Raw genomic sequence first — 11,178 nt, forward strand, 5'->3', positions numbered from 1 at the left:
TCAGCGCACTTTATTTCATCAATCTGGAGTACGAGTTTTATGAATGGTATTGGCGCAGCACCTTCAATTGGCGTCGGCAATTCGGGAGGTTCTCAGGGGGCTTCGCAAGGTCTTGATCAGCAAATCCAGCAACTTCAAGAGCAAATCCGCGCTAAGCGCGGTGAAGGTTCGCAAGGTTCTGGTTCCGGTGGTTCCCAGGGGGGTGGAGGCGCTCAAGGTTCCGGAGCAAGCCAAGGCGCTGGTGGGGGAGAAAGCATTGAAGAGCTGCTTGAAATGCTGAAGCAACTGCTGGAAAAAAAAGCGGCTCAAAGTGGCCAAGCCGGTGAAGGTGGCTCAGCTGGCCAAGGCCAGATTCAGGCCGGCGGTGGCGAGAATCAAGGCTCAGTCACCTACTGATAGGCAACCCTTAAAAACCTGTCAGTTATCGACAGGTTTTTCATGTCAGCGGCATTGCACTTATCGGCGTACCGGGGGCGTGTAACGAAATTGTTTGGAACCTAATTGCGTCAGGTACCACAAAGGGCGATGTAACTTACGCACAGTGGGGGCGGGAAGGCAGTGATAAGAATTGATGCGATATGCAATATGCTGGCTATGGCCAGGGCGCATCAGGCGTTGGAGCGGGCGGATGCGCAAGAACAGGCGCGTAATCAGTTGGCAGGTTGCTCATCTGATACCTCCCGTCATAACAAAAAGATAACGCCGCCGGATGAAGATACTGATCGCATGATCAAGTTTCCCTAGTCAAAAAAACCACCGTTTCTGGTGGTTTTTTTGTGGCAATCGCATCACCTTCGGATACCTCAATGACTAAAGCTTGAATACGCTTTCATGAATGGCAACGAAAAAGCCCCGCCTGAAGGCGGGGCTTTTTACCAGACCAATGATCAGTTAGCGACGGAAGACCGTGGCTTGACCGGCTGGTTGTCGTTGGAGATTGTCACCTCAACGCGACGGTTCATGGCGCGGCCGGAAACGCTGCCGTTATCGGCAACCGGATATTCCTTGCCATAGCCCTGGGTCACGATGCGCGAGATATCCACGCCTTGTTGAGCCAGTGCACGTTGAACGGAAGCGGCACGACGCTCCGACAGGCTCTGGTTGTACGAGTCAGAACCGGTGCTGTCGGTGTAGCCTTCGACGATCACTTTACGGTCTGGGTTGTCGCGCAGGAACTGAGCCAGCTTGGTGATGTTCACCAGGCCGCTGGATTTCAGGTCGGACTTGTTGGTGGCGAACAGCACGTCACCGAAAGTCACCAGGGTGCCACGATCGGTTTGCTTGGCGTTCAAGCTGTTTTGCAGTTGCTTGATCTGCGCATCACGCGCGTCCAGCAGGGCACGGGCGCGTTCGTCACCGGCGTTTTTCAGCTTGGCTTCTGATTCGCGCAGGACGATGGTGTCCTTGGCCACTTCAACGCGCTGGTTGGTCAGGTATGCGAGTTGGTCGACTTTCTTCTCGTCTTCTTTGTCGCGGTAGGCCTTGTCAGCCTTGTCCAGCCAGTCGCTGGCGTCTTTGGTTTCCAGCGCAGCCAGCTTGGTGGCTTGTGGGTTGGTTTGCAGGGACGAGAAATTGGTCCGCGCATTTTCCAGGTTCGCGTTCGGCGGGGTGGAGCAGGCCGCCAAGGCAACGCTCATCGCCAGCAGGGCAGGGATCATCAATTGTTTACGCATAGTCGTGTCGTCCTTTCAATTCGATATCAGGTGCGATGCAGTCAAGTGGCAGCGGCTTACTTCTGCATGATTGCAGCTGGGCGCATGCCTTCTTTACGCAGTTCGTCAACAGCCTTCTGGGAATCCTTCACAGCCTGTTGAGCCTTGGCAGCCTGGGCTTTACGCTCAGCGACGCGAGCATCCCACTCGGCTTGTTCAGCCAGTTGGCGAGCTTTGTCGTAGTTCTTGTCGTGCATGGCAATCTCAGCTTCTTTGAGCTTGTCCTGGGCCGACTTCATTTCCACCGCCGCATACTCGGTACCGCCGGCGCTGACTGCGCTGTTGACGGCCGATTGGGTTACGGCGTACTGCTCGGTTGGAGGGTTGCCGGCGCAGCCCGCCAGAACGAAGCTGGTGCCGATTGCCAGCGCGGCCAATTTGAGCCCGCGCAGGTGGTTAAACGAGGATTTGGCAGTGCTGGTGTTCATCGTCTTCAACTCCATTGGATAACTCCTGAAAAACATCAAAATCCATCGGGGCGTATCGATTTCGGGCCCGTCGGTAAAGCACATGGCGTCCGTTCAAACGACCGTTCCACAAGTGATGGCTACTGGCTGTGACCGGAGGCTTTTTTCAAAAGTTCAGCGGATATGGCGATTTGCCTAAAAAAATATCTGACTGACTGGTCAATGTTTAAAAAATGGAACTTTCGCGGCGGGCAGCGGTACCTCCGGGCCTGTAAAAGACCCGGAATACGTGGGTTTAATTGACGTCAATAAATGTTTATCAGTGTTTTTGTTCGTCAGCAACGGCTGATAAATCATGCAAATGGCGACGGGATAACGTGAGAAAACGTGGGGTGGGGCCGACGTCTTCATACAGCGGATCACCCTCTTCGTCGGTGGCAATCACCTGCTGGCCCTGGATGTAGGGAAAGCTGGCTTCCAGCTCTTCCAGTGCGGCGCCGATCAGCTCGCCGAGCAGTTCTTCGACGTGGCGCTTGGGGTACATCTCGGCAATGGCCGCCAGCCGGGCAGCGGCTTCTACATCCAGATGAATGGCGTATTCAGTCTTGGTCAAACGACCCTTGGCGGTTTCTTCCCAATGCTGGGCCAGTTCTCGAATTTTCATGGCTACCTCAATAAAGCCTGCGATGGCAGGCGGTGATGAGTGACCAGCCGCCTGCGTGAAAATAACGCGGCGACTCATCGTTGAGACTAGCTGTAAGCGCCAAGGTTTAAAGTCGTTCGCGTTCGGCCTTGTCAGAAACCGACGTCGGCGGCACTCTGAAGCACCTGCGCGTCCCGGATTTCTGGCTGGAGATTGGCTGATGAGTGATATCGATGCACGCTTGCGTGAGGATGTTCACCTGCTGGGTGAGCTGTTGGGCAACACCATTCGAGAGCAGTACGGCGAGGCTTTCCTCGATAAGATCGAGCAGATCCGCAAAGGCGCCAAGGCCGACCGCCGTGGAGCCGTTTCGCAAAATGCCGCTGGTGATGAACTGAGCGCCAGCCTCAATCAGTTGCAGGAGGAGGAGTTGCTGCCCGTGGCGCGGGCCTTCAACCAGTTCCTCAACCTGGCCAACATTGCCGAGCAATATCAGTTGATTCATCGGCGCGATGAATCGCAATCTGCGCCGTTCGAATCCCGCGTCTTGCCAGAATTGCTGGCCCGTCTGCAAAGCGAAGGGCACAGCAATGAATCCTTGGCCCGGCAGCTGGCGCGGCTGGACATCGAGCTGGTGCTTACCGCCCACCCCACCGAAGTGGCCCGCCGCACGCTGATTCAGAAATACGATGCCATTGCCGCGCAACTGGCCTTGCAGGATCACCGCGATCTCACCACCGCCGAGCGCGAGCAGATTCGCGAGCGTTTGCAACGCTTGATCGCCGAAGCCTGGCACACCGAAGAAATCCGGCGCGTGCGCCCCACGCCGGTAGATGAAGCCAAATGGGGCTTTGCGGTGATCGAGCATTCGCTGTGGCACGCCATTCCCAATTACCTGCGCAAGGCCGACCAGGCCCTGCACGCCGCCACCGGCTTGCGCCTGCCCCTGGAGGCTGCGCCGATTCGCTTTGCTTCGTGGATGGGCGGCGACCGTGACGGCAACCCGAACGTCACCGCGCCGGTCACCCGCGAAGTGCTGCTGCTGGCGCGTTGGATGGCGGCGGATTTGTATCTGCGTGACATTGATCAACTGGCTTCCGAGCTGTCGATGCAACAGGCCAGCCCGGCGTTGCAAGCCAAAGTCGGCGACAGCGTCGAACCTTATCGTGCCTTGCTCAAGCAACTGCGCGAACGCCTGCGCGCCACGCGCCAGTGGGCCCACACCTCGTTGACCAGCACCACCCCGGCGCCGGCCGAGGTGTTGCAGGACAACCGCGACCTACTCGACCCTCTGCAACTGTGCTACCAATCGCTGCACGAATGCGGCATGGGCGTGATCGCCGATGGCCCGCTGCTCGACTGCCTGCGCCGTGCCGTAACGTTCGGCCTGTTCCTGGTGCGCCTGGATGTGCGTCAGGACTCCAGCCGTCACTCGGCGGCCATGACCGAAATCACCGATTACCTGGGCCTGGGGCGTTATGAGGACTGGGATGAGGATGCGCGTATCAGCTTCCTGACCCAGGAACTGACCAATCGGCGGCCCTTGCTGTCGGGTTACTTCAAACCCTCGGCGGACACTGCCGAGGTATTGAATACCTGCAAGGAAATCGCCGCCGCACCGGCGGCGTCATTAGGTTCGTATGTCATCTCTATGGCGGGCGCCGCGTCGGATGTATTGGCGGTGCAACTGCTGTTGAAAGAGTCGGGCGTACAACGGCCGATGCGCGTAGTGCCGTTGTTCGAGACCCTGGCCGACCTGGACAACGCCGGACCGGTGATGGAGCGCCTGCTGCAATTGCCGGGTTACCGCGCACGCTTGCAGGGCCCGCAGGAAGTGATGATTGGCTACTCGGACTCGGCCAAGGACGCGGGCACCACGGCCGCCGCCTGGGCGCAGTACCGGGCGCAGGAACGTCTGGTGGATATCTGCCGCGAGCAACAGGTGGAGCTATTGTTGTTCCATGGTCGCGGCGGCACCGTTGGTCGTGGCGGTGGCCCGGCACACGCGGCTATCCTGTCGCAGCCGCCGGGCTCGGTGGCGGGGCGTTTCCGTACCACTGAGCAGGGCGAGATGATTCGCTTCAAATTCGGTCTGCCGGATATCGCTGAGCAGAACCTCAATCTCTACCTGGCGGCGGTACTGGAAGCGACCCTGTTACCGCCGCCCCCTCCCGAGCCTGCCTGGCGTCATCTGATGGACGAACTGGCGGCAGACGGTGTCAGCGCTTACCGGGCCGTGGTGCGGGAAAATCCGCAGTTCGTCGAGTACTTCCGCCAGTCCACGCCGGAGCAGGAGTTGGGCCGTTTGCCCTTGGGCAGTCGCCCGGCCAAGCGCCGTGCGGGCGGGATAGAAAGCTTGCGCGCCATCCCATGGATCTTTGGCTGGACCCAGACGCGTCTGATGCTACCCGCCTGGCTCGGCTGGGAAGCGGCACTGAGCAAGGCGCTGGAGCGTGGTGAAGGTCAATTGCTGGGGCAGATGCGCGAGCAGTGGCCATTCTTTCGCACGCGCATCGACATGCTGGAAATGGTGCTGGCCAAGGCCGATGCCGATATCGCCCGTCTTTATGATGAGCGTCTGGTGCAGCCGGACCTGCTGGCATTGGGTGCGCACTTACGCGACCTATTGTCGCAGGCGTGTGACGTGGTGCTTGGCCTGACCGGCCAGTCGCAGCTGCTGGCCCATAGCCCCGACACCCTGGAGTTCATCCGCCTGCGCAACACCTACCTGGACCCCTTGCACCTGTTGCAGGCCGAGTTGTTGGCACGTTCCCGTCAGCAGGAGGCTGCGCAAGACAGCCCTCTGGAACAGGCGCTGCTGGTGTCCGTGGCTGGTATTGCGGCCGGTTTGCGCAACACCGGTTGAGGTTTTTTGCGTGTACTCAATGGCTTGCGGATAAACCACGACGACCGCCCGGAAACGGGCGGTCGTCTTTTGAGCAGGCGGGTTGCGCTCAGGCACACCCTGGCGCTGACGCATGTGCGGCGCGGGTTTCTCCTACTTTTGGCGGCTTGTATGGTGAGGGCCCGCTGTGTATCTTGATCAGCCTTTGGCCGTTTGATCGGCCTAGAACCACATTTTTACGAGATTGGCCCCACGCGGCGAATCCGAGCGTCATCTCTATAAAAAATTGAGGAGCACATCGATGCGCGTCATTCTGCTGGGAGCTCCCGGGGCCGGTAAAGGTACTCAGGCAAAGTTCATCACTGAAAAATTCGGCATTCCACAAATCTCCACCGGCGACATGCTGCGTGCGGCCGTCAAGGCTGGCACCGAGCTGGGCCTGATCGCCAAGAGCGTGATGGACAGCGGCGGCCTGGTCTCCGATGACCTGATCATCAACCTGGTCAAGGAACGCATCAGCCAGGAAGACTGCAAGAACGGTTTCCTGTTCGACGGCTTCCCACGCACCATTCCCCAGGCTGAAGCCTTGGTGAAGGCGGGCGTGGAGTTGGACGCCGTGGTCGAGATCGCAGTTGAAGACGAAGAGATCGTCCAGCGTATCGCTGGCCGTCGCGTTCACGAAGGCTCGGGCCGCGTGTACCACATCGTCTACAACCCGCCGAAAGTCGAAGGCAAGGACGATGTCACTGGCGAAGACCTGGTGCAGCGTAAAGACGACACCGAAGAAACTGTGCGTCATCGCCTGTCGGTCTACCATTCCCAGACCAAGCCCCTGGTGGACTTCTACCAGAAGCTGTCCGCAGCCCAGGGCAAGCCGAAATACAGCCACATCCCTGGTGTGGGCTCGGTAGAGGCCATCACCGCCAAGGTGCTGCAAGCACTGAGCTGATCCTGTGATCGGCGGCACAGACAACGGCCCGCTTGCGGGCCGTTGTTGTTTATACTGGCGCACTTTTTTCCGACTTGGACACCCACACCGATGAGTACCCTGCTGGCCCTGGACACCGCGACTGAAGCTTGCTCCGTTGCCTTGCTGCACGATGGCAAGGTCACGAGCCACTACGAGGTGATCCCGCGCCTGCACGCGCAGAAATTGTTGCCGATGATCAAGCAACTGCTTGAAGACGCCGGTACCACCCTGGCTGCCGTGGATGCCATCGCGTTCGGCCGTGGCCCCGGTGCATTCACTGGCGTGCGCATTGCCATTGGCGTGGTGCAGGGCCTGGCCTTTGCGCTGGAGCGCCCGGTGTTGCCGGTGTCCAACCTGGCGGTACTGGCCCAGCGTGCGTTGCGTGAGCACGGGGCATCGCAGGTGGCAGCGGCAATTGATGCGCGCATGGATGAGGTTTACTGGGGTTGCTACCGTGAGACCGCAGGCGAAATGCGCCTGGTCGGTGCGGAAGCGGTGCTTGCCCCCGAAGCTGCGCAGTTGCCCGCTGACGCCAGCGGTGATTGGTTCGGTGCCGGCACGGGCTGGGGTTATGGCGAGCGCATCAAGGTGTCGTGTGCCGAGCAGGACGCAGCGATGTTGCCCCACGCCGAAGACCTGCTGGCGTTGGCACGTTTCGCATTCGAGCGCGGCGAGGCGATTGCGGCGGACCAGGCAGCACCGGTGTACCTGCGCGATAAAGTCGCGCAGACCAAGGCCGAACGCGGGATTATTTGACGTCAAAAATGTGGGCGTTACGCGGCAAATTTCGCCAATCGTCAGAATTTGCCTGGGTTTTTAAACCTTTTACAAATTATGTGTTCTAGTTATCACCAGAGCATTTGCGCGCCATGGAAAGTGCCGCTAAATTGCCATCATTGATACCGAGTCTGCATGTATGCGTATAGACGGTTTTTCCTCACAGTCGTACCCCCTCAAGCGTAAGCCGCGCAAGGCGAGCGTGACGGTAGACGAGTCCGTCGAGGATTCACCGGACTTCATCGAAGTACACACCGATACGCCTTCCAAAGCTCAAGGCGCCTCGAGCGCACGTATCAGCGGCGTTCCTGCCCGTCAGCAAGACATGGTCTTTCCCCGTTCCATGAGCAAAAGCGTTGCCACCGCCCTGGCCAGCTACCTGACCACTGCCGGCTTTGTCGAATGGGATATGGAAGTGCTGGGTCTCGATATCCATATCTGATGCGTTTGCCTTATTACATCGGCTGCCCGTCCTGGAGTGAAAACGCCTGGCGCGAGTACCTGTATCCCGTTGAGGCACGTTCCAGCGATTACCTCGGGCTCTATTCCCAGGTCTTCAACGCCGTTGAGGGCAATACCACTTTTTACGCTCGCCCCTCGGCCGCCACTGTGCAGCGCTGGGCCGAAATCATGCCTGATGATTTTCGCTTCACCGCCAAATTCCCCGGCGATATCAGCCATGCTGGCGATTTGCGTGAACAGTTGCCGGCGGCAGAAAGTTTTGTCGGCTTGATGAGCCCGTTGGGTGAGCGCGTTTCACCGCTGTGGCTGCAACTCTCAAAGAGCTTTACGCCGCCACGCCTGGCGGAGCTGGCTGGATTTCTCGATGGCATTGATCGGCCGCTGGCCGTGGAGGTGCGTCATGAACAGTTCTTTGCCAAGGGTGATGCTGAGCGCATGCTCAACCGCCTGTTGCGCGATCGCGGTGTCGAGCGCATCTGCCTCGATCCCCGTGCACTGTTCAGTTGTACTTCTACCTCGGAAGCGGTGCTGCATGCTCAGTCAAAAAAGCCCCGGGTGCCACCGCGCCCGGCGGCCCTGACGCAGTTTCCCCAGGTGCGCTTCATCGGGCATCCGGACCTTGAGGCCAATGACCCGTTCCTGATTCCCTGGGTGGAAAAGATTGCCAGTTGGATCGAAGAGGGCCGCACGCCCTATATGTTCCTGCACACGTCGGACAACCGTCTCGCGGCACAGCTGGCGCTGCGCTTCCACGCCAAGCTGATGGTGCGCCTGCCAGGGCTACCGCCGCTGCCTGCCTTGCATCGAGAACCCGTGGCGGAGCAGCTCGGACTACTTTGAGGGTTGAGCCGTGGGTGTGGTCAAGACATTGAGTGTGTTGCTGTTGTTGGTGGGGGCATTTGCGTTGGCTGTCTGGCGCGGTTGGGTGCCGATGCCGCCTGAATGGAACCCCTGGGCGCCCTTGGATGTGCGAGCGAGCCCCAACCTGTTGACGCGCTACAAGCTCAGTCGTTTGCAGGATGATCCAGCGCTGTGTGACCAGGTGTTGAACACCTCTGGTCTGCGCGTGAGCCGCCAGGCCGATACACCGACTGATGCAGCGTGCCCCTTGCGCAGTGTCCTGCGCGTGCAGGGCGCTGACGTGGCCTTGAGCAGCAGCTTTCTTGCCAGTTGCCCGCTGGCGGTGGCGTTCGCCTTGTTCGAGCGACATAGCCTGCAACCGGCGGCCCAGGCCGTGTTTGGCCAAGCGGTGAGCCGCGTCGAGCATTTGGGCAGTTTTGCCTGCCGTAATATCTACAACCGTGCCGACGGTCGACTCAGCCAGCATGCGTCGGCCAATGCCCTGGATATCGCCGGTTTTCGCCTGGCGGATGGGCGCAGCATCAGCGTGCTCAAGGATTGGCCGGGCCAGGGCGACAGTGCGCGTTTCCTGCGCTTGGTACGCGATGGCGCCTGTGATGATTTCAACGTGGTGTTGAGCCCGGACTACAACGCCGCCCATCGCAACCATTTCCATCTGGACATGGGGCGTTGGTGGGTGTGTCGCTAAGGTTCAGGCGGCCAGGCGCAGGTTGTGGGTCACCAGCGGGCGCGCCCAGTAGTAATCGAAATCCAGGGCCTTTTGCTGCGCCAGCAGTTCTTCTTCGGGGTACGGCGTGGCGGCCGGTGGCAGCAGGTCCAGCTCGAATTCGGCAATTGGCAGGTGCAGGGGGCGTGGTTGTGGCGCCGGGCCTGGCTCGGGTAGCGGTTGGCCGGCGTTCAGCACGATGGGGCGCACCCACTCGCTCTCAAACGCTTGCTGGCGTTGCTGGGCGACTATTTCTTCTTCCGGGAACGGCGTCGCGGCCGGTGGCAGCAGCTCGGTTTCGAACTCGGCAATTGGCAGGAAGAGCGGTTCCGGCGGGGCGATCTCGGTGTCTTTCACATCGCACTCACGCTGGGTGAGGATCTGCGCCAGCAGGTCGGCGCCTTCGCGGGGTTCAACCGCCGGGTCTGCCGGGGCAGGCGTCTTGGCGGCGAGCGCGTCCGACGTTTCACCGAGCTGCTCGGCCAACGCACGGGCGAAGAAGTCCTGCCACACATGACTCACCCCGGCCAGCGCTTGGGTATTGCGCAGGCCGTAATGGTTGTGGGTCGGCAGTACACCGATGGAAAGGGGAAGAATGTCTGACATTTTTCTCGGTCGACGCTCAGCTCTGGCAAAATACCTGACTGTGATTTTTATCGGCCGTTGTTTGCCGATCCTTAATATTTTTGAGCGTGGCGATTGATGAACGAACAACCAGCGGCCAGCCGCATCCAGGTCCAAGCCTTGGCTGACAGCTTCCAGGCCCGCGCTGAACAGTGGGCTTCGCTGCTGGGGTTGCCTCTGCAGGTGGCCGATGCGGATTTTTCCCTGCAAGTGGGGGAGCACGGCTTGCAGTTGCAACAGCTTGGGCCTGATGCGCCAGGGCCGGTGCGGGTCGACTTTGTCGAAGGCGGCGCGGCGCATCGGCGGTTGTATGGTGGCGGCAGCGGGCAGATGATCGCCAAGGCGGTGGGCATCGCCCAGGGCGTGCGCCCGCGGGTGCTGGATGCCACGGCTGGCTTGGGCAAGGACGCGTTCGTGCTGGCCAGCCTCGGGTGTGAGATGAGCCTGATCGAGCGCCAGCCGCTGATCGGCGCCTTGCTCGAAGATGGTCTGGCCCGCGCTGCCGAGGATTTTGACGTGGCGCCGATTGTGGCGCGCATGAAGCTGCTCAAGGGCAACTCCATCGACGTGATGCTCAACTGGCAGGGCGAGCCGCCTCAGGTGATCTACCTGGACCCGATGTTTCCGCACCGTGAGAAAACCGCCCTGGTGAAGAAGGAAATGCGCCTGTTCCGCCCATTGGTGGGCGATGACCCGGATGCCCCGGCGTTGCTCGCGGCGGCTCTGGCCCTGGCCAGCCATCGTGTGGTGGTCAAGCGTCCGCGCAAGGCACCCTGCATTGAGGGGCCGAAGCCGAGCCATGCGCTGGATGGCAAGTCCAGCCGCTACGACATTTATCCCAAGAAAGCGCTCAAGCCGTAAGCTGCAAACAGCAGCACTTATCTCCCAGGTGCGGCGAGATCCAACTGTGGGAGCTGGCTTGCCTGCGAAGACGGCCTGACAGCCGATGCCTATCTCTCTGGCGCGCCGCAATCCAAATGTGGGAGCTGGCTTGCCTGCGATGACGGCCTGAAAGCCGACACCTGTCTACCTGACGCCCCGCTATCCAAACTGTGGGAGCGGGCTTGCTCGCGAAGGCTGCCTGGCAGTCAACACAGTTGGATTGTGTACATATCCATTCCTGCGGTAACGGCCACCTAGGGTTCCGCTCTGACAGCGGCTCACTTTTGAA

General features: G+C 60.1%; 12 protein-coding genes. 8 read left to right on the forward strand and 4 right to left on the reverse strand.

What is annotated here, in order from left to right; genetic code table 11:
* Window positions 1–39 precede the first annotated feature (39 nt).
* The gene (locus BMH52_RS20435; RefSeq protein ID WP_014717203.1) at window positions 40–396 is read left to right on the forward strand and encodes a hypothetical protein; all 357 of its coding nucleotides are present in this window, start codon (window positions 40–42) and stop codon (window positions 394–396) included.
* A gap of 491 nt (window positions 397–887) precedes the next feature.
* Here BMH52_RS20435 and BMH52_RS20445 read toward each other — a convergent pair whose 3' ends face one another.
* The 3 genes from BMH52_RS20445 to BMH52_RS20455 all read right to left on the reverse strand — a co-directional run bounded on the left by BMH52_RS20445 (window position 888) and on the right by BMH52_RS20455 (window position 2,783).
* Window positions 888–1,673 (reverse strand): OmpA family protein, encoded by a 786-nt coding sequence (locus BMH52_RS20445; protein WP_003189093.1) that lies wholly within the window; start codon window positions 1,671–1,673, stop codon window positions 888–890.
* A gap of 56 nt (window positions 1,674–1,729) precedes the next feature.
* Window positions 1,730–2,155: a DUF4398 domain-containing protein gene (locus tag BMH52_RS20450; RefSeq protein WP_003189094.1), complete on the reverse strand. Its 426-nt coding sequence runs from the start codon at window positions 2,153–2,155 to the stop codon at window positions 1,730–1,732.
* A gap of 283 nt (window positions 2,156–2,438) precedes the next feature.
* Complete coding sequence (locus tag BMH52_RS20455; RefSeq protein ID WP_014717206.1) at window positions 2,439–2,783, reverse strand: hypothetical protein; 345 nt, start codon at window positions 2,781–2,783, stop codon at window positions 2,439–2,441.
* Window positions 2,784–2,982: 199 nt separating this feature from the next.
* Here BMH52_RS20455 and ppc point away from each other — a divergent pair, with 199 nt between their 5' ends.
* The 6 genes from ppc (at window position 2,983) to BMH52_RS20485 (ending at window position 9,365) form a co-directional block, all read left to right on the forward strand.
* Window positions 2,983–5,628: a phosphoenolpyruvate carboxylase gene (ppc, locus tag BMH52_RS20460; RefSeq protein ID WP_073844867.1), complete on the forward strand. Its 2,646-nt coding sequence runs from the start codon at window positions 2,983–2,985 to the stop codon at window positions 5,626–5,628.
* A gap of 280 nt (window positions 5,629–5,908) precedes the next feature.
* Complete coding sequence (gene adk, locus BMH52_RS20465; protein WP_003189104.1) at window positions 5,909–6,556, forward strand: adenylate kinase; 648 nt, start codon at window positions 5,909–5,911, stop codon at window positions 6,554–6,556.
* A 90-nt stretch (window positions 6,557–6,646) separates the two neighbouring features.
* Window positions 6,647–7,333 carry a tRNA (adenosine(37)-N6)-threonylcarbamoyltransferase complex dimerization subunit type 1 TsaB gene (gene tsaB, locus BMH52_RS20470; protein ID WP_019817729.1) on the forward strand — a complete coding sequence of 229 codons (687 nt, stop codon included), beginning with the start codon at window positions 6,647–6,649 and terminating at the stop codon, window positions 7,331–7,333.
* A gap of 160 nt (window positions 7,334–7,493) precedes the next feature.
* Window positions 7,494–7,796 (forward strand): hypothetical protein, encoded by a 303-nt coding sequence (locus tag BMH52_RS20475; protein WP_034126521.1) that lies wholly within the window; start codon window positions 7,494–7,496, stop codon window positions 7,794–7,796.
* On the forward strand, window positions 7,796–8,656 hold the full coding sequence (locus BMH52_RS20480) for a DUF72 domain-containing protein (protein ID WP_038449171.1): 861 nt from the start codon (window positions 7,796–7,798) through the stop codon (window positions 8,654–8,656). Before BMH52_RS20475 ends, BMH52_RS20480 begins: the two co-directional genes overlap by 1 nt.
* A gap of 10 nt (window positions 8,657–8,666) precedes the next feature.
* A complete protein-coding gene (locus tag BMH52_RS20485; RefSeq protein WP_014717211.1) occupies window positions 8,667–9,365 on the forward strand; it encodes an extensin family protein in 699 nt (232 codons plus the stop codon).
* A 3-nt stretch (window positions 9,366–9,368) separates the two neighbouring features.
* Here the strand turns inward: BMH52_RS20485 and BMH52_RS20490 are convergent, their stop codons facing one another.
* On the reverse strand, window positions 9,369–9,989 hold the full coding sequence (locus BMH52_RS20490; RefSeq protein ID WP_019817732.1) for a hypothetical protein: 621 nt from the start codon (window positions 9,987–9,989) through the stop codon (window positions 9,369–9,371).
* Window positions 9,990–10,085: 96 nt separating this feature from the next.
* On the opposite strand from BMH52_RS20490, the gene BMH52_RS20495 reads away from it, so the two are divergent.
* A complete protein-coding gene (locus BMH52_RS20495; RefSeq protein WP_014717213.1) occupies window positions 10,086–10,868 on the forward strand; it encodes a class I SAM-dependent methyltransferase in 783 nt (260 codons plus the stop codon).
* Window positions 10,869–11,178: the final 310 nt, after the last annotated feature.

Source organism: Pseudomonas sp. BTN1 (assembly GCF_001907715.1).
Taxonomy (GTDB): domain Bacteria; phylum Pseudomonadota; class Gammaproteobacteria; order Pseudomonadales; family Pseudomonadaceae; genus Aquipseudomonas; species Aquipseudomonas paracarnis.